The sequence below is a fragment of the Trichocoleus desertorum AS-A10 genome (assembly GCF_039962155.1).
In the GTDB taxonomy this organism is placed as follows: Bacteria; Cyanobacteriota; Cyanobacteriia; order FACHB-46; family FACHB-46; genus Trichocoleus.
Genome location: NZ_JAMPKN010000006.1, coordinates 140,893 through 158,763, shown reverse-complemented (window position 1 = coordinate 158,763; position 17,871 = coordinate 140,893). Strand labels below are relative to the sequence as shown.

Annotated in this window: 17 protein-coding genes; 3 read left to right on the top strand and 14 right to left on the bottom strand. The window is 48.4% G+C overall.

Translation table 11 applies throughout. The annotated features are described in order from the left end of the window. Positions 1–27 precede the first annotated feature (27 nt). Entirely contained in the window at positions 28–324 is a 297-nt protein-coding gene (locus NDA01_RS11455) for a hypothetical protein (RefSeq protein WP_348228036.1), read from the bottom strand. A 237-nt stretch (positions 325–561) separates the two neighbouring features. Here NDA01_RS11455 and NDA01_RS11450 point away from each other — a divergent pair, with 237 nt between their 5' ends. Then, positions 562–795 (top strand): helix-turn-helix transcriptional regulator, encoded by a 234-nt coding sequence (locus NDA01_RS11450; RefSeq protein ID WP_348228035.1) that lies wholly within the window; start codon positions 562–564, stop codon positions 793–795. 188 nt (positions 796–983) lie between these two features. On the opposite strand, the gene NDA01_RS11445 is transcribed toward NDA01_RS11450, so the two are convergent. From NDA01_RS11445 to NDA01_RS11385, 13 genes are all read right to left on the bottom strand, one after another. After that, the gene (locus NDA01_RS11445; protein ID WP_348228034.1) at positions 984–2,744 is read right to left on the bottom strand and encodes a hypothetical protein; all 1,761 of its coding nucleotides are present in this window, start codon (positions 2,742–2,744) and stop codon (positions 984–986) included. Between the two features lie 200 nt (positions 2,745–2,944). Beyond that, positions 2,945–4,558, bottom strand: coding sequence for an NAD(P)H-quinone oxidoreductase subunit 4 (locus NDA01_RS11440; RefSeq protein WP_431193383.1), 1,614 nt, complete (start codon positions 4,556–4,558; stop codon positions 2,945–2,947). A gap of 80 nt (positions 4,559–4,638) precedes the next feature. After that, entirely contained in the window at positions 4,639–6,723 is a 2,085-nt protein-coding gene (locus NDA01_RS11435; RefSeq protein WP_348228032.1) for an NAD(P)H-quinone oxidoreductase subunit 5, read from the bottom strand. Between the two features lie 377 nt (positions 6,724–7,100). Next, entirely contained in the window at positions 7,101–7,460 is a 360-nt protein-coding gene (locus NDA01_RS11430) for a thioredoxin family protein (protein ID WP_190552172.1), read from the bottom strand. A gap of 41 nt (positions 7,461–7,501) precedes the next feature. Further along, on the bottom strand, positions 7,502–8,215 hold the full coding sequence (locus NDA01_RS11425) for an NnrU family protein (RefSeq protein WP_348228031.1): 714 nt from the start codon (positions 8,213–8,215) through the stop codon (positions 7,502–7,504). 106 nt (positions 8,216–8,321) lie between these two features. Next, complete coding sequence (locus NDA01_RS11420; RefSeq protein WP_348228030.1) at positions 8,322–10,319, bottom strand: serine/threonine-protein kinase; 1,998 nt, start codon at positions 10,317–10,319, stop codon at positions 8,322–8,324. 13 nt (positions 10,320–10,332) lie between these two features. Next, entirely contained in the window at positions 10,333–10,989 is a 657-nt protein-coding gene (locus tag NDA01_RS11415; RefSeq protein WP_190439303.1) for a V4R domain-containing protein, read from the bottom strand. A gap of 90 nt (positions 10,990–11,079) precedes the next feature. Next, on the bottom strand, positions 11,080–11,550 hold the full coding sequence (locus NDA01_RS11410; protein WP_190560957.1) for a globin family protein: 471 nt from the start codon (positions 11,548–11,550) through the stop codon (positions 11,080–11,082). A 113-nt stretch (positions 11,551–11,663) separates the two neighbouring features. Further along, the gene (locus NDA01_RS11405; RefSeq protein ID WP_348228029.1) at positions 11,664–11,984 is read right to left on the bottom strand and encodes a hypothetical protein; all 321 of its coding nucleotides are present in this window, start codon (positions 11,982–11,984) and stop codon (positions 11,664–11,666) included. Then, positions 11,981–12,664, bottom strand: coding sequence for a V4R domain-containing protein (locus tag NDA01_RS11400; RefSeq protein ID WP_190552182.1), 684 nt, complete (start codon positions 12,662–12,664; stop codon positions 11,981–11,983). Before NDA01_RS11400 ends, NDA01_RS11405 begins: the two co-directional genes overlap by 4 nt. 367 nt (positions 12,665–13,031) lie before the next feature. After that, positions 13,032–13,514, bottom strand: a complete 483-nt coding sequence (locus tag NDA01_RS11395) for a globin family protein (protein WP_348228028.1) — start codon at positions 13,512–13,514, stop codon at positions 13,032–13,034. 174 nt (positions 13,515–13,688) lie between these two features. Continuing rightward, positions 13,689–14,171, bottom strand: a complete 483-nt coding sequence (locus NDA01_RS11390; RefSeq protein WP_190439315.1) for a 2Fe-2S iron-sulfur cluster-binding protein — start codon at positions 14,169–14,171, stop codon at positions 13,689–13,691. Between the two features lie 29 nt (positions 14,172–14,200). Beyond that, positions 14,201–15,154: a hypothetical protein gene (locus NDA01_RS11385; RefSeq protein WP_348228027.1), complete on the bottom strand. Its 954-nt coding sequence runs from the start codon at positions 15,152–15,154 to the stop codon at positions 14,201–14,203. Between the two features lie 247 nt (positions 15,155–15,401). Here NDA01_RS11385 and NDA01_RS11380 point away from each other — a divergent pair, with 247 nt between their 5' ends. Then, positions 15,402–16,409, top strand: coding sequence for a LysR family transcriptional regulator (locus NDA01_RS11380; protein ID WP_190552188.1), 1,008 nt, complete (start codon positions 15,402–15,404; stop codon positions 16,407–16,409). A gap of 25 nt (positions 16,410–16,434) precedes the next feature. Continuing rightward, a complete protein-coding gene (locus tag NDA01_RS11375) occupies positions 16,435–17,868 on the top strand; it encodes a protein kinase domain-containing protein (RefSeq protein ID WP_348228026.1) in 1,434 nt (477 codons plus the stop codon). Positions 17,869–17,871 lie beyond the last annotated feature (3 nt).

Sequence of the window (17,871 nt, the reverse complement as noted above, 5' to 3'; positions counted from 1 at the left end):
AACCCCTTCTCTGTAAACCTTTGCGGTTCACTCCGGTTCTCCATTTTTGCTTACACAAGGGCTAGATTCAGGCTCCAAAATACTTAAGTTGGAAGTAACAGCATCAAACATAATGGTGCAAGTGGCTGTGGGCAAAATTCGCCGCAAGATTTGCAGATGAGCTTCTGCTTCACTCCGCCACCGAAATCGAGCCACGGTGATCGATCGCGCCTGAGGCAAACACCGAATGATGCACCACGGATGCAACTGGTCTTTATAAGCCATAAAAACTCCTTGCGATCGGCTTTTTCGCGATCGCGCTTGAATAGGGATATGAGCAGGCATTTAGCTCAACGCAGCCTAAACTGTCGCCAATTAGCAAAATTTTTGGCGATCGCTGGTGAGAAATGCCTACAAGTAGCGGTATTGATGAGACACTTGGAAAGAAGCAAGGAACTGGTAGCCAAACCTCTTAAAAGGGGATGTTCGAGTCGCCTGCTTGTTTACTGTGCAGTCAAACTATAAGCCGCTTATATTTCTTGTGTCAAGTTGCTTATATAAGCAACTTATAAATCTGTGAGCATGACGGAAGAACGAGCAACTGAACAAGAGTCTCCTTTGAAGCAGCGTCGAGAAGAACTGGACCTGACGCAGAGAGATGTTGCAGTTGCGATCGATGTCTCGGTGCAGACAGTTAGTAATTGGGAAACCGGACGCTACAAGGAAGCCAAACTCACCCTGTCTCAAGTTAAAGCTCTTTGTCGAGTCTTAAACTGGACGGTTCAAGACTTGCCTGATGATCTCGGCCCATCATGACTTTTGAAAATGATTAGGTTCGTAAAATCTAAGTTTGATTTGAAGACCATACTCGGTTGAGGTTCTGAGCGATCGCCTAACTATCTAGGATTTTGGACCAAGGCAGCTACAATTACTCAGAACCCTATTAGTCCACAATTCCACGCGACTTAACCTGCTCTCTTATGGAAGAGTTGACATGGAAGGTTTTAGGCAACTACAAAGTCTAAAGGTGTCAGAGGGGCATCATGAGCAATGATTATTCTGTGATCCCCTCCAAGAGCAATCTCAGAAATTGGCCCTAAAATGTAGTCGTTACGTTTCTGGATAGCATTAAAAACATCAGTTCCATTGCTAAAACCCAAACCAGCCGCTATTTGAATTGTGTCGTCCGCAACGGTGAAGTCCTGAACTGTATCCCTACCACTGGCAGTGTTGAATACAAATCGGTCTCTTCCAAGTTCACCATCAAGGTTATCATTTCCGGTTCCACCATCAAGCCAGTCATCACCAGGTCCACCCAAAATAGTATCCGCGCCAGCTCCTCCCAGTAGGGTGTCATTGCCCGCATTCGCGGTGATATAGTCATTGCCTCCCAAAGCGTTAATGACATCATCAACGATTGTGCCCTCTATAACGGGGTCACTATCATCGGTAGCAAAAAGAGGCGTAGAACCTTGGGTTTGAAAGCTAGAGATTTGATAACCAATATCTGCCAATATTGCCAAATCAGCTCTAGTTGGAACCTCCCGCCCCGACGTGTAAGTGGGAGAGATGACAGGAGAGCGACCATCAACAACGAAACTCTGGTCTGGGTGCGCCAAAACACTATCAAGAGGGATTGGAGCACCATTGTTAACCATTAAGGAATTAGGGCCATCAAAAAATCCTCCGGCTCCTATTTCCTCAAAGATAGAGCTTGTACCAATTCCCAAAACATGTTGAATCTCATGCATAGCAAGGCTAATAAAATCTACAGAAAAATCTGGGATATCTGTAGATGAATTAGGTGTCGAGTCGTAAAACCAAGAAATAAAAGGATCAAATGAAATATGGCCTACCCAAGGTTCAAAATTAGAAGCATTAGGAGCATTGGTTCGAACATGGAAGACATTGCTAAAAGTTAAATTGTCTCCCACATCAGCTTCTGCAAGGATGCGCTTAGGACCATTACTGCCCAAAGGTTTAGCACCCACAAAAATTAGTAAATCGTCAATTTCGGAATCTATAAAAACAGTTTCACTTTCTCCTGTTTGAGGGTTTTGCACCTGCAAGTCAATGCCAGCAGGCACATTAGAAAATTCATCCTGAATGAGAGATTCCCAGACGTTAGCTGCTGTTTCTAAAGCCGCTCTTCGGGCAGGGTCAGCAAAAAAGCCATTTGTATCGAAGCGATAATCAAAGCGAATATTAAAGCCAGTGGGTGAGCCGTCACGCCCTTCAGCTTGCCCAAAGTTAGAGAAGTGTTCGAAAGCGTTAGGAAATACACCCTGTGCAACTGCTGCCGCTACATCTGGATTTTGCGAAAGGTAGAAGTTGTTGTTGAACAACCCACTAGGATTCCGCCCTTCATCAATCCCAAATTGTAGAAAATGCTCTAACCCGTTCCGAAATACGCCCTGTGCGACTGCTACTGCTACATCTGGATTTTGCGAAAGGTAGAAGTTGTTATTGAACAACCCGCTAGGATTCCGCCCTTCATCAATCCCAAATTGTAGAAAATGCTCTAACCCGTTCCGAAATACGCCCTGTGCGACTGCTGCCGCTACATCTGGATTCTGGGCAAGATAGACCACTTCGTTAAAGAGCCCTTTAAATGAGGCACTTGCATCTCTGCCCTCAGAGGCTCCAAATTGTAAAAAATGTTCTAGTCCATTAGGAAGCACACCCTGTGCGACTGCTGCCGCTACATCTGGATTTTGCGAAAGGTAAAAGTTTTCATCGAAAATCCCACTGGTCATCAAATTCATCAAGGCCCTGACATCGTAAAGCTTGCATCATCAGATACAAAAGCAACCACACATTTACGGAAATTTCGTGGAGTCATTCCAGGTTCAATTCTATTGTTGGAGCCCAACTACTCCCAAAGCGATCGCCCAACAAAAAACCCCAGCGGGGAGCTGAGGCTTAGCAAAAGTTTTAGCGAATGAATTAGAAAATGAGCTAAGGGTTAGCGATCGCCCAGCGTCGGAGCTTGGAGCGATTGCGCTTTGATCCCCAGTGGTAAGAACGAAGGTAGCGCCGAAGCTGTGGTTGATTGTGGCCTTTGAGCCACCGTAAACACAGAATCACGCAAGCGAGCCGTGAGTTGTTGGGTTTTAGCGTCGTAAACCTGTGTCAACAGCTTGGGGTAGAAACCAATCCCGATAATAGGGATCAGCAAGCAAGCCACGATGAACACTTCACGCGGCTCAGCATCAATCAACGTTTCGTGAGACGTGAGTTCCTTGTTTTCTGGCCCAAAGAAGATTTCTCGCAGCATCGAGAGTAGGTAAATCGGAGTCAGAATTACCCCGATCGCGGCTAAGAAGACAATGATCACCTTAAAGGTGGAGCTGTAAGCATCACTGGTAGAGAAGCCGACAAACACCATTAACTCAGCCACAAATCCACTCATCCCAGGCAAAGCCAAGGAAGCTAATGAGCAAGTGGTAAACATTGAGAAAATTTTGGGCATTTGTTTACCCACACCACCCATCTCATCCAAAATCAGCGTATGGGTGCGATCGTAAGTAGCCCCCACTAAGAAGAAGAGACTGGCTCCAATCAGACCGTGGGAGACCATTTGCAGCACCGCGCCACTCAAGCCCAAATCGGTGAAAGAGCCGATCCCAATCAGCACAAAGCCCATGTGCGAAATCGAGGAATAGGCAATTTTTCGCTTCAAGTTGCGCTGGGCAAACGAGGTCAGCGCTGCGTAGATGATGTTCACCACCCCTAACACCACCAAGATCGGGGCGAAGTAGGCGTGGGCATCAGGCAACATTTCAGCATTCATCCGAATCAGGGCATAACCGCCCATCTTCAGCAGAATTCCCGCCAGCAACATGTGGACTGGAGCCGTCGCCTCCCCGTGGGCATCGGGTAGCCAAGTATGCAAGGGGAAGATCGGCAGCTTCACCGCGTAAGCAATCAAGAATGCGGCATACAGCCAGAATTGCAAGTTGACAGGCAGATGTTTATCCATCAGCGCCCGCATGTCAAACGTGACCGTATCGCCGTAGAAGGCCATCGCCAACGCTGCCACCAAAATGAACAGCGATCCCCCAGCCGTATAAAGGATAAACTTGGTCGCGGCATAGAGGCGCTTTTTGCCACCCCAAATCGCCAGCAGCAGGTAAACCGGGATCAGCTCCAGCTCCCAGACCAGGAAGAACAGCAGCATATCCTGTACAGCAAACACCGCAATCTGACCACCGTACATCGCTAGCAACAGGAAGTAAAACAGTTTTGGCTTCAAGGTGACAGGCCAAGCTGCCAAAGTTGCCAACGTCGTAATAAAGCCTGTGAGCAAAATCAGTGGCATGGAGAGGCCATCAGCGCCCACCGACCATTTCAGGTCTAGTTGCGGCACCCAGGAATAGCTCTCCACCAGTTGCAAGCCCGGGTTGGAGAAGTCGTATTGCGTATAAAAAGCGTAAACCAGTAGGGCAAAATCGAGCAACCCCACAATTAGGGCATACCAGCGGACGGTGCGACCATCCTTATCTGGAATGATGGGCAAGAGCAAAGCTGCCGCGATCGGAAACAAAATGCTCGTACTGAGCCAAGGAAAATGTGTCAAATCCATAACAGCTTCAAATCACAATCAATCAAAACTCAGTTTTAAACCGCAAAGGGCGGGACCATCCCGCCCCTGTCGTTTTAGGTAATGCCAGAGAGAATTACCAAGCCCAGCACCGCCCCAAACACAATCAAGGCGTAGAACTGCGCTCGACCATTCTCTAGATATTTCAGACCTTCGCCTGTAATTAAGGTAACGAATCCAGCTAGGTTCACAACCCCGTCTACAATCCGCACGTCTACCTCTAGCACTTGACGAGCCAGACGACGACTTCCTTGGATGAAGACCGCGTCGTAGATTTCGTCAAAGTACCACTTGTTTTTGGAAAGTTTGTAGAAGGAAGGAATCTTAGCCGCGATCGCCCCTGGATCAATTTGGTGCCGCAGATACATCAGCGAAGCCAGCGTGATCCCAATCAGAGAAACACCAACGGAGCCGCCTGCCAACACCAGAAACTCATTCAAATTAAAAGCTTCTGCCGCCTCCATCACCTCATGCGCCGCTTCCGTGGGTGGGTGAATGAACGCTTCAAAGTAGTTGTTGAATGGAGTCCCTATCAAACCAATCAGCATCGAAGGCACTGCCAACACCAACAGCGGCAGCGTCATGGTGATCGGCGATTCATGGGGAGAGCCACTATGCTCGTGCTCGTCCCCACTATGCACTTCATGATCCTCAGCTTCTCCTAGAGTTAGCTCTTGAGGATTCATCGCACCAGGACCAAACGCTAAACCACGAGCTTGCAGTGTTTCAATCCGAATTTTCTGGCGAATGTCAGAGTCTGCACCCCGGAATGGGCCTTCAAAGGTTGAGAAGTACATGCGGAACATGTAGAAGGCAGTGATCCCAGCAGTTAACCAGCCGACGGCCCACAAAGCAGGGTTAGCCGCAAAGGCAGCTCCCAAAATCTCATCTTTAGACCAGAAACCCGCAAAAGGGGGAATTCCAGAGATAGCCAGAGTGCCAATGAGGAAAGTTAAACCTGTGATCGGCATATACTTCCGCAGACCACCCATCAACCGCATATCCTGAGCGTAAGCTGGATCATGGCCTACCACGGCTTCCATGCCATGAATCACAGAGCCAGAACCCAAGAACAACATCGCCTTAAAGTAGGCATGAGTCATTAGGTGGAACAGCCCTGCTGTGTAAGCCCCTGCTCCCATCGCCATCACCATGTAACCCAACTGGGACATGGTGGAGTAAGCTAGACCTTTTTTAATATCGTTTTGGGTAATTGCGATCGTGGCTCCCAGGAACGCTGTGAAGGCTCCTGTCCAGGCAATCACGTCCATCACGAGGGGGATGCCCTCAAACACTGGAAACATCCGAGCAATCAGGAATACACCCGCTGCCACCATCGTTGCCGCGTGAATCAGGGCAGAAATGGGAGTCGGGCCTTCCATCGCGTCGGGTAGCCAAACATGCAGCGGAAACTGAGCCGATTTCGCGACTGGTCCTAAAAAGACTAAAACCGCAAATAAAGCAGCTAGCCCTGCACTCAAAGATCCAGAAGCCGTGAGTTCATGCAGGCGATCGCCAATCACATCAAACTCGAAGCTATTGGTGGCCCAGAATAAGCCCAAAATTCCTAACAACAAACCAAAGTCACCGACTCGGTTGGTGACAAAAGCTTTTTGGCAAGCATCGGCAGCAGCTTTGCGATCGTACCAAAAGCCGATCAGCAGGTAGGAGCACATCCCTACCAGCTCCCAAAAAATGTAGACCTGCACCAAATTTGGACTAATGACCAGACCCAACATAGAGGAGCTGAACAAACTCAGGTAGGCGTAGAAGCGCACATATCCTGGGTCATGAGCCATATAGCCATCGGTGTAGACCATGACCAAAAAGGCAACCGTTGTCACAATCACCAGCATTAATGCTGTTAAGTGGTCAATGGTATAGCCCATCGCCAACTGGAAGTTTCCAGCCGCCGCCCAATCAATCATTTGGGTATAAGTTTCGTGTCCTTGCCACTGACTCCAAAGCAACGCAAAGGAGTGCACCATTGCCGCTCCAATCAGCGACACGATGAAGACTGCGCTGACACGTCGCAGACGGGCTGTGGTTTCTCCGTAAGAGATTAGCCCTAGGCCCACTATCATCGCGCCTAGCAGCGGTAGCACTGGAATCAGCCAGGCATACTGATATATCGGTTCCATCACTCGCGCCTACTTTAGTTTTTCTACCTACTCTATGTTGGCAAAGCCCTTAACATTCTGGCATACACTTGGGACGGAGACTGTCAAGTAGAAATCAACGTCTTTAGCTTGAAGCAGGGCTTAGCCAAGAATTAACAGTAGATGTTTTGGACTACATCTACGGCCTTAAATGCAAAACAGTCAAGGTGCCGTCAGTATTCCCAGTTTTCATCTCAGCATAAATTTCCCCATTCAAGCATCCTGAATGGGGATTGACGCAAAGAATTAACTTGAAAAAAATAATTGAGTTAATGTGACTCGTTGGATTGTTATACGCGCTTTTGCAATTGTTGATATTACCAATTAAGTCTGTTTAAGTCTGTATCAAAGGTTTGTTGTTATGAAGAAGTCGGCAATTTACTGGCAGAGAGGGTTCGGCTCAGCGCAATTTTCTCTAGAGCCAGCCGTAGGTCGTCACGACCATGAAAGCTGTCAATCCGATGCAGCACCTTGCCCCCTTCAAACCAAAGTAGGGTCGGCAAGGTAGTGAGTCGATAGGTGCTAGATAGCTTGAGGCTTTCGTCTGCGTTGATCCCCACCAACTTCACTTGCTCACCCCACTCCGCCTGGAAGTGGCTGAGCAGAGGATTAATCATGCGGCAAAGACCACACCAAGGAGCCCCAAAATTTACTAAAACGGGAGTTGGAGATTCTAAAACCTCTTGTTTAAACGTCCGCTCATTCACAGACAATTGCATGATCCCTCAAGGTTTGTTATTTGATCTCGTTTGGGATCATGCTACCAGCCTACGCTCCCCGTGGCACGCATTAAAAGTGGATGTGCCCACCAAAAAATTAGGACAAATCCTGCTACTCCTACATAAGCAGGACGCATAAACTCCCGCCAACTAAGGGTTTGATGACCTTGCCAGACCGCTAAAAAAGGAATTACGGAAGTGCGGGATTTTAGGGTTTCAAAAGATTCACCATAGCGCGCTTGGAGACGGCGATCGCCATGCCACACGGCAAAGAGATGATGCGCCATTAGCCCAACCGAGGTTAGGAGAGTAAAGGTAGTCCCAAGCCAAAGCGTATGAGCAACACACCAAATTAGCTGCCCTACCATTTGCGGATGGCGGGTTACCCGCATGATCCCCGTCTCAAACAAATGGACTTGAGGTTTTTGGATGGCCGCGACTTCCAACAAGTTAAACGTCGCTGGATAAAGAAACAAAAAGGAAATAGCCGAGAGAATCCAAACCGTTTCCTTGACTCCAGGCACGCCTTGCACTTGCCATAGCTGTAAACCGTCGTAGCGATGATTAAAGAAGTAAATAATCAGCACTGAGGCGAAGGGCAAACTCACCAACGCAAATAAAACTCGATAGAGGCGAGGGCCAATCAATTTCTCGCCACGGGATCGCAGGGCTGCTAAACCACTATGGGCGATCGCAAATCCCAAGAGCAGCCCCAGCATAATCAGGTGGCTAGAGGTCAACCAATCGTAGGACATTCTAAAGTTGGAGAGAGCAAATTTAGTTACTAGGTTACAGGGTATCGTTTTTTGCCAACTAACTTACGCTCTAACCTTGCGCCTCTATAGCCGTGCCCCTTAACTGCTAAAACATCAAATCTAGGTCAAACTCTCTCAAGTCAATCGTATGAATGTGCCCTTGCTGAGTCGCTTGCTGCCAGGTCGCCAGCAAAACTCCAAAATTGCTAAAAGTAGCGATCGCTGTAGCTAACGTGGGGGAATCCGCAGAAGTAACGGTGGGGGCAGCGATTTGACCTAATTGTTGGCCTTCTTCGTCTAATAAAACTAGTTGTCCCTGGCGATCGGCCAACACATAACCCCAAGCTGTAGCAACAAATATGGCTGGCTCTAGGTTGACTCTAATTCGCCGTACTCGCAGCGGCTTGAGATCGATTAGCACCATTGAGTCTGTACAACCTGCCTCTTTTCCCAAGACGCGGTAGGGAATCGCACTCGAAATGAGTGAGTCAACCGCCAAAGGCAGTAACCAAGAGCCCAACCGCTGTCCCCGTCGGGTGTAACCGACAATTAAGGTTCCAGGAGACAAACCAGATTGGCCGCTTCCACTTAATGGCTTGCTACTGCTAGAGAGTACGCCTGTGGAGAAGCTTTCTGTGGAGTTGTTACCTAGGGTAGAGATCACCGCAAGATGTCGCGAATCTAATGCCAGGATTTGGCAGGAACTAGCGGATTGATGCGCGATCGCCGCTTGAGCGACAAATTGTTGGTCTGGTTGGCTAAATTGATGACGCCAAATCGTGATTGCTGTCGCCGTCGCCTCAGGTCGATGAGCCGCTGTTGCCAACCAATGGCCTTGGGGTGCGACAGTAGCCACAAATTCTGAATCAAGCTGCACCAGTGGTCGAGTTAAGAGCCGTCCATCATTACTAGCAACAGGAATCGCCTGATCTAAGGGCAACAGATAAATCGAGCGAGACGCGATCGCAAAACAGCCCTGCGGACGAGCCACCAAAGCCTGAATCCTCTCCGGAACTGCGATCGCATCCACCCGTTGTTTCCGAATGGCTAGAGGGATGGTTGGAGAAGCCATCAACTGATCAGCAATAATCTCTCCATTACAAGCGAGGTTTGTGCTGCGATAAAGCCATTGGCCTGCGGAAGAAGCTATCACTGCCAAGCTAGCCATCGAAGCGATTAAAGGCTCCTGCTCTACGCTATGAAAGGCGCATTGGGGCGTTGAGGAGTGAGGAGAGGGCACGAGCGGCAAGTGAATCGACTCTAGCGGCAACCTAGCACCTAGTTCTTCCACAGCCAACTGAGTAGCAGCCAACATTTCTTCAGCCGTCTGGAAGCGTCGAGCTGGCAGTTTTTGTAGCGCAGTCAGCACGACTTGACTAAGTTCGGCTGGGACAACCTCTGGAATATTGACGGGTGAGTTCAAATGAGCCGACATCAACTCCACAGGCGAGCCAGAAAAAGGGCGATAACCGAGCAGCAGCTCGAAAAATAAAATACCCAATGCGTAGAGATCAGAAGAGAGAAAGTACTGCCCATAGAAGCGCTCAGGAGCCATATAGGCAGGCGAACCCGTATTCCCCGCTTCTTGAGCGAGTTCTCGACTTAAGCGAGCAATGCCAAAATCTGAGATCCTTGCCGTCCAGCCGCGAGGTTGGGTATTGAGTAAAATGTTTTCTGGCTTAATATCACAATGCACAATGCTGCGCTGATGGGCATGAGATAGCCCCGCCAGAATATCTAGCATCAGCTTTAGACCTTGGGCCAAAGTTAGGGGTGCCGACCCTTCCATTAAGCTGCGTAGTGTGCCACCCTCGCAATAATCCATGACTAGGTAGCGACCGCGACGAGTATGCTCCAAAGCTTGGCAGGTCACAATGTTGGCATGCTGTAAGCTCAGCAGAAAACGCAACTCGCGGAGGAATTTATGCGTAGGAAAGCGTTGATGATCTAGCTCTTTGAGCGCAACCAAACGACCTGTTTTACGATGACTGGCGCAAAAGACACGACCAAATTGCCCCTGACCTACCAACCCAAGCAATCGGTACTTGGAGCGTTTTAGGGGTTGGGAAGCAGGTGGATCGGGACGGGCTAACCGATTTGACACAAGTTAAGCCAATTTAAGCGCAAAGTTTTTGCATAATCGCTTCATGGTCTAGCTGATTCTCTACCATAGCTTCTGCTGGCTCCAGCCGCTTGGCTAAGCCTAAGATAAAACGATTGCGATCAGCGCCCATTGATTCACAGGTCGTCTGCACACAGTAAAGGTCCTTATTGGTTAGCTGGCTGAAGAACGAGCTGAGAATTCCAGCTTCTAAAAAGCAGACCGGACGATTGAGTTTAGGAGCATGCTGAGCAAAGGGAGAATTCACGATCTCTACCACCAAAAATCCTCGGTTTTGATGGGATTGATCTAAATCAATTTTGCCCCAACCGTGAGTCAGCCAGCATTGCTGTAGAGATTGCAAAAACTCAACCATTGCCATGTCGGCTAAGGCAGTGCCGTAATAGTCGTTTAGCTCTTCGCAAAAGCGAGCATAAAAGTTTTTCCCCCACCAGCGACCACAGTTCATTAAAACTAAACGAGTTGCTTGGCCTGTTTCTTTATCTAGGCCCGCATAAATGCCTTGAATCAGAGTCTCAGGCAAGGCCAATAAGCGATCGCCCCGACGGTTTTCCAGCAGGCCCAATTCCAGGTCGCCCTGAACATAAGCATCGGTCGCAAAATAATTGCCAGGAATACGATTATCAATCAGTAGATCAGCAACAGAAATCATAAAAACTGCTCTAAAGAAATTCGGTGACGAATGGCTAGAAGTTTGTCGAAGTTGAAGAGAATTGCGATCGCTTCAGGCTATCCCAAAACTTTAAGCCTTAACCTGGTTTAGTAACGTATTTTGAGCCAACGCTAGCGGCGGTTTCAACAAGTTCAACTGCTGGGGAGTGAGAACTTGGCTTAAACGCTGATTTAGGAACCGATACAACGTCATGTCAACCGTTTGCGTATTATAGGTTTGGACCGTGCGAGTCAGCCAACTCAGCAGGCGATTCTGCACGAAAGAATTGTCATTAAGCAACATCGACATGGCACAGTAACGCAGCAGCAGCAAAGCATGCTTGATGCTCCGCTCTAGAGTCTCTGTTTCTTCCTGGGGCAGCGCTGCCTGCAATTGATTAGCAACCTGTTGCATCACGTCCAATTCCTGATCCCGCAGATGCCGATAGGCTTCTAGTCGTTGAGGCAAAGAGTCCACATACTGGCTCAAGACACCTAGTTCTTCAGGTTTTAAGTAACGACTCTCAGCTTCATCGAAAAGCGATTCAATTTGTTGGTGCATAATTACAGGCCAGATTTAGAGAGGTTGCAAGAAAGCGCTCACCTAAAAGCGAGCTGAGAGTGGCAAGCCAAGCTAACCATGACAAGCCAAAGGGACAAGCTAAAAGCGGTAGCCTAGAAAAGGCTAGAGAAATCATCCAGGGTCAAGTCATTCGCTACCGATACGGGTTGCGATGTGGGAGCTAAAACTGCTACAGGAGCCGCTGCCGCCACACCTTCCCAGTTGATGGCACCAAAGAATTGGTTCACACTCAGAGTCAAGCTCAAAGGAGTGTTGGTTCCTTGTAATCCCTGAAGTTTCAGCTCTTGCACTTCAGCTGACTGATCTTCCCAATTAAAACCTGTAAAAAAAGCTTGAACTGAGGACTGCAACCAACTCTTGGATTGGGTTTCAGGTTTAGTGCCATTGGGTGGAGCAACAGTGATAGCAGTCATCCCAATCTATCTCCCAAACGTAGACGCTTCTCAATATCTCGTGCTGTAGCACCTTCATTGAGCCAGAAGGCAGCTGCATCAATGCGATCTTGTCCACCCAACAAAAACTTGCAGTAGGTCTCGCCCATTGAGTAGCACTGAATTTCAATGCAGCTCAGTTGCTTTTTCACCATTTCTGTAAAGAAGCCCGCAAATAAGCCTGCGTACAAATAACAAACAGGCTTGCCAACGTCCCCTAGGGAGCGAGCGACGGCTGAGTCAAACAGGTTGATGAACATAAATCCCTGTTTGCGATCGCCCAAGTCTACTTCCCAACGCCCCCAACCCTGAGAGGTAAAAGGCCACCACCAAGTTTCTAGAAGGAACAATAAGTTAGTTTGGCGCATGTTGCGTTCAAACTCTTTTTCAAACCATTTTTCAAAGAAAAAAGAATCTTTCTGCCCCCACTCACAACCAATGGTGTACATGATGGCGGCAGAAGCATCACCTACTTCCTCTTCCAAACCTTCGACCAAGCCAATAATAAAGTCTTCACTGGTCAGAAGATTTTGGCTACCGTTCCAATCTACGATCGTGCCGCGATCAGGATCAAACTGAAAGAAGTCTTTGAAGCCGTAGTGATTATGCTTCTTAGCAATTTTGTTTTTAAGGGTTTGGGAGCTGTTAGCTGCGATCACCATAGGATGCTCTTGGCAAAGTGCAAATGGACTGAAATAGAAACAAACGTAAGGGTTTTAATTTGCGCTCTCACTCAGCTCACTGATCCGCAAAAATGGCTAGAGCAATGCGGCAGGCTGATGTTTAACAAAACTGCGTTCCTATTTTAAGGGCTGGCGAAACTAGAGGTTGTTGGGTCTTTACAATGCTTAGTCTCTTAGGATCACCCACGGAGCATTCCAATCTGAAACAGTCTGCAACGGTCCGGGAAAATCCCAGCTTCCTCACTGATCAATATTCCCTAAATACTATAAATCTAACAGTTATAAATCTATAGCAGCCCTAAATCATTGGGAAACCAGCCTAGTTTGTCAGAGTTGTGCTTCTCACCTAAGAATCCGGCGAGCCCCCTAGCAAAGCACGATTTAGCTCTAGGATGGGACAAAACAGACGGGCTTCTGGAGGAGTTAAGTGTTGCTGCACCACCTCTTGCATGATCTGATAGGTGGCATCGCAACTCCGTTGGGCTCCAAACGCTTTCATCACTGTTTGCATCCAATACAGTAGGCGATCGCGTAGCCAATCGGCATCATTGAGCAACATCGCGATCGCAGAGTAACGCAATACTCGGATGGTATCTCGTCGCCATTTCCCAGTTACATCTTCCGAGCCATTTTGAAGCAATGCGGGGTCGAGCGATCGCAGCTTGGTTTGTACCTGTTGAACAATGGTAGCCTCAGCTACTTGGAGTCTGGCATAAGCACTCAGGCGAAGATTAAAAGACTGAAGATAGTCACTGATGAACTGTAGCTCTTCATCCGTGGCATATCGACCATCTACTGCTTGGCTCAGATATTGAATTTGACTCAGCATGGGTGTGGAGCGTTGGCCAAAGGCTTAAGTTCTCTTAATAATGCCCCAGGTTTGAAGATTAGGAACACAACCAACCTCAACCCATGCGCTAAAGCGAGGAAAAGCTAAGGCAAAAAAGCTAGATCAATAGAGTCACTAAGTTGAAGATCGGATTCACTCCCCTTAGAACAGCCCTTAAACATCAGTGGTATGAGGGAAATATTCTCCGACTTTGAAACTCGTGTCTTCTAGTTGCTTCAGCATAGAACGAGTAATCAATTTTCCGACTTCAACTAGGACTTGGCCTGTAATCGGGTGGAGTAAATCTTGCTCGGCTCGTCGCCCGATTAGCGCCTCAATATCCTGTAACGAATTGATATACATACCAGGTGGTAACTCCACCACCACACCATTGCCCAACACTCGCGATTGGCAAGCGAGGCGGGAGTTAGGTTTGCATGTAGTAATGATTTCTAAAGTCCGCTGCTCCCGGCGGTTCATGGGGGAGAGGGAGTCCATTCCCTGGCTCACATAAACGTGACAGGTGGCACACATGCCTCGCCCACCGCATTCTTTGAGCACGTCTAAGTCTTTGTTGATCAAAATTGAGAGCAGACTGCCGTTGGTTTCAACCGAAGTTTGCTGGGCGATCGGTTCTAGTCGAACAATTTTAGCCATATTTTTAACACCGAATGCTGTAGAAAAACTTATGGAGATTGCTGTAATAAGATTTGTTTTTGGCGGTCATTTAAGGCTCTTTGCTCAACAATGGTGGGAAAGTCACGAATAACTTGAGAACACCGTTTGATGAACGCAACCACCCACTGCTGAATCCATTGCTGTTGTTCAGTCGTAATTGGTTGGTTGGTGCCTTGAGCCAGTGGGCTAGAAAAGGTGAGCTGAGCTGAGCGATCGACCTGGAAGTTATGCAACCAATCCAAATCCGGACGACTAGACTTCCAGTAGTTCGTGATCACTGCCGTACCAAGATACTGAGTGGTGAACTGGCTCAGGTGATTGAGTGTTGTCAGTAGCTCCTTCAGGTCTACAGGGGCATAACTAGGGGCATGGGACTCTAGACCAACCGGAGGTGGAGTCTGCGGGGGTGTAGATGAACTTTGTTTACCATTTAAGGGTGTAACAGCAGGCTCTAAGCCTGAAAGGGATGGATTGATAGCAGCGGATGAGTCGCGACTAAAAGAGCGAGCACCTGTGGTTAGGCTGGAGTCTAGAGTGCTGGTGGGGTTGCCATCAATCCTCTGTTTCCAGTAGTTGTGGCCTGACATGGTGACATCGCTGGCTAATAAGCGGAAAGTTGCGATCGCGGTAGTGATGTCTTCTTGCAGAGCGGCTTTGAGGTTGACGATCGCTTCTAAATAGTCTGCATAAATTAGCTGTGAGCGTGCTAACACCAACAAAATAATGCCGTGCTCAAGTTTATAGATGAAAACTTGGTGCCCCGTGAATTGAAAGACGAAAGATTCAAATCCATCTGGGGTCGTTTCAACTACTTGCCGAATTCCTTGAGCGAGTGCTTCTTTCTGTTGAAAGTTTAATGTTTGATCGACGCCACAGAAGTAGGGGCGCGATCGCCCATCCATTAGGGCAACACCCGCAATTCCTGGTAAATTCAGAAAGTCCCGGACAACCTCCCGCTTCATAAATGCTTCAAACGCTAAGTTTCATTTATTTTCAATTTCGCTGCAATGGATCCGGTTTAATTTGTGCCACAAAGTAGTGTGGGGAAGAAATTTGGTTTCCGATTGCCTAACTAGCATCATCCTAGAATCCATACAATACATGCACCCACCGTCGCAAATTTTACATTTCCCTAAATTCTGTAAATTCTGTTAATTTCTGTTCATTGACTTGGTGCTACTAGGCTCCTTTTTCGCAGGTTTAGCCGTTATGTCTGACCTTCCTTTTACCTTGGACCAACTCCGTATTCTCAAAGCGATCGCCGCTGAGGGAAGTTTTAAGCGAGCCGCTGACAGCTTATATGTCTCTCAACCCGCCGTCAGCTTGCAGGTGCAGAATCTAGAGCGGCAACTTGATGTGCCGTTGTTCGATCGTGGTGGTCGTCGGGCTCAACTGACCGAAGCAGGTCACCTACTCCTCAGTTATGGGGAAAAAATCTTAACGCTGTGTCAAGAAACCTGTCGCGCGATCGAAGATCTGCAAAATCTTCAAGGTGGCACCCTAATTATTGGCGCGAGTCAGACAACGGGAACTTACCTACTTCCCCGCATGATTGGATTATTTCGGCAACAATACCCTGATGTCTCGGTGCAGTTGCATGTTCATTCCACCCGTCGAACCTCCTGGAGTGTAGCGAATGGACAAATTGACCTAGCGATCATTGGAGGTGAGGTTCCTCCTGAACTGCAAGATTCATTAGAAATTATTCCCTACGCTGAAGACGAACTCGCACTTATCTTACCTGTGTTTCACCCTTTTGCTAGGGTGAGCACAATTCAAAAAGAAGACCTTTATAAACTGCAATTTATTGCCTTAGACTCGCAATCCACGATTCGCAAGGTGATTGATCAAGTTTTAACGCGGTGTGGCATTGAAACTCGTCGACTCAAAATTGAGATGGAACTCAATTCGATAGAAGCGATTAAAAATGCGGTGCAGTCGGGCTTAGGAGCTGCCTTCGTCTCAGTTTCTGCCATCGAGAAAGAACTTCAGATGGGAGTCCTGCATCGAGCCAGGATTGATGAGGTCGTCGTTCAACGGATGCTCTCTGTCATTCTCAATCCCAATCGTTACCGCTCGAAAGCCGCTGAAGCGTTTCTCAATGAGGTTTTGCCTCGATTCAGCAACCCAACTCAGGCTATGAAGCAGCACGAGGCTGAACTTTTAGGATCACCTGCTTTGACAACCGTGGTTCCTAGCTCTAGTGGTATGGATTAGCCCAATTGCCATCACCTGAAAGCTCATGGATCTTTACTGCACCCGTCCAGGCTGCCTAAGACCGCAAAATTCGTTTGCTGATTTAGATAACACCCAAGTTTTGAAAACAGTGCCACAAAAGTATTGCACCACTTGTGGCATGTCTTTAATTTTGCTGGGTCGCTACTTGCCACTGAAGCTCTTAGGCAAAGGTGGCTTCGGGGCTGCATTTCTGGCTCGCGATCGCTACACCCCAGCAATGCGCCAATGTGTGGTTAAGCAGTTCCAGCCGTCAGGTGACTTGAGTGCTGATCAGATTGAAGTAGCTAAAAATCTTTTTGAGCGTGAGGCCGAAGTTCTAGAGCAACTAGGCAACAACCACCCCCAGATTCCTGATCTATTTGCTTTTTTCTCCTTGACGGTGCCGAGCCGCACTTCTAATAAGCAAGACGAATTTTTCTACTTGGTGCAGGAGTTTATAGACGGCCAGAATATGGAGGAGGAGCTAGCTCAGAAGGGGCAGCTTTCCCAGGATGAGGTGGTGGAAGTTTTGGTGGAAGTACTGAAGATTTTGCGGTTTGTGCATGACAATCATTCCATCCATCGCGACATTAAACCCTCCAACATCATGAGGCACCGCAATGGTCGTATTTATTTGCTAGACTTTGGCGCGGTTAAGAAGGCGGCAGGCGCTTCCTCAAAATCCTCAACTGGAATCTACTCCACTGGCTATGCCCCACCCGAACAAACCTCCGGCGGCCAAGTCTACCCCGCTACAGATTTATACGCCCTTGCGGTCACTTGTATTCATTTATTGACAGGCAAAGAAACCGGTGATCTCTTTGACTCTTACAGCAATTCTTGGAATTGGCGATCGCAGGTAACGCTTAGCGATCGCCTGGCTGATGTTTTAGATCGGATGCTCTTAGCCACACCAAGCCAGCGCTTCCAATCTGTAGCCGAGGTGACGGCAGCACTGGCACCAGGGGCTACCCCGTCAGCTTCTCCCCCGCCGCCTGTTTCCCTAGGTACCGCAGCAACTCCCCCACCGCCTGTTCCAGTTTCCACTTCCCCAACTCCCCCGCCACCACCTGTTGTTAGTCCTCCTGCCCCACCCCCGATGACTCGGCCTCGCTTCTCCACGCTGGAACTACTAGGTGGCGCGGCATTTACAGGGTTTGAGGGAGGACTAATTGCGATCGCGCTTACGAGCTTGTTCCAACCGCTTTGGATCGGGGCAGGAGTCTCCCTAGTTGTGCTGAGTGCTTTGGTGTGGGCTCAATCTCGGCGCGTGATCGAAAAGGTGGATCTGGTGATTATTACCGGAATTACGCTGGCTCTAATGTATCTGCTTAGGGGGTTCTGGACGCTGACATTCTTCCCCAACATTTTAATTGTGGCGACCTTTGCTGGGCTGATCGCGATCGCAGTGGCCGCTCTATTTCGTCTGGTTTACACCCTATTGTCTCGTTTTCTGTAGGCA

Excerpts from the sequence above, each read along its gene's own strand:
- NDA01_RS11455 (WP_348228036.1), bottom strand. The coding sequence starts at position 324 with ATGCCTGCTCATATCCCTATTCAAGCGCGATCGCGAAAAAGCCGATCG.
- NDA01_RS11450 (WP_348228035.1), top strand. The coding sequence starts at position 562 with ATGACGGAAGAACGAGCAACTGAACAAGAGTCTCCTTTGAAGCAGCGT.
- NDA01_RS11445 (WP_348228034.1), bottom strand. The coding sequence starts at position 2,744 with ATGAATTTGATGACCAGTGGGATTTTCGATGAAAACTTTTACCTTTCG.
- NDA01_RS11435 (WP_348228032.1), bottom strand. The coding sequence starts at position 6,723 with ATGGAACCGATATATCAGTATGCCTGGCTGATTCCAGTGCTACCGCTG.
- NDA01_RS11430 (WP_190552172.1), bottom strand. The coding sequence starts at position 7,460 with ATGCAATTGTCTGTGAATGAGCGGACGTTTAAACAAGAGGTTTTAGAA.
- NDA01_RS11425 (WP_348228031.1), bottom strand. The coding sequence starts at position 8,215 with ATGTCCTACGATTGGTTGACCTCTAGCCACCTGATTATGCTGGGGCTG.
- NDA01_RS11415 (WP_190439303.1), bottom strand. The coding sequence starts at position 10,989 with ATGATTTCTGTTGCTGATCTACTGATTGATAATCGTATTCCTGGCAAT.
- NDA01_RS11410 (WP_190560957.1), bottom strand. The coding sequence starts at position 11,550 with ATGCACCAACAAATTGAATCGCTTTTCGATGAAGCTGAGAGTCGTTAC.
- NDA01_RS11405 (WP_348228029.1), bottom strand. The coding sequence starts at position 11,984 with ATGACTGCTATCACTGTTGCTCCACCCAATGGCACTAAACCTGAAACC.
- NDA01_RS11400 (WP_190552182.1), bottom strand. The coding sequence starts at position 12,664 with ATGGTGATCGCAGCTAACAGCTCCCAAACCCTTAAAAACAAAATTGCT.
- NDA01_RS11395 (WP_348228028.1), bottom strand. The coding sequence starts at position 13,514 with ATGCTGAGTCAAATTCAATATCTGAGCCAAGCAGTAGATGGTCGATAT.
- NDA01_RS11390 (WP_190439315.1), bottom strand. The coding sequence starts at position 14,171 with ATGGCTAAAATTGTTCGACTAGAACCGATCGCCCAGCAAACTTCGGTT.
- NDA01_RS11385 (WP_348228027.1), bottom strand. The coding sequence starts at position 15,154 with ATGAAGCGGGAGGTTGTCCGGGACTTTCTGAATTTACCAGGAATTGCG.
- NDA01_RS11380 (WP_190552188.1), top strand. The coding sequence starts at position 15,402 with ATGTCTGACCTTCCTTTTACCTTGGACCAACTCCGTATTCTCAAAGCG.
- NDA01_RS11375 (WP_348228026.1), top strand. The coding sequence starts at position 16,435 with ATGGATCTTTACTGCACCCGTCCAGGCTGCCTAAGACCGCAAAATTCG.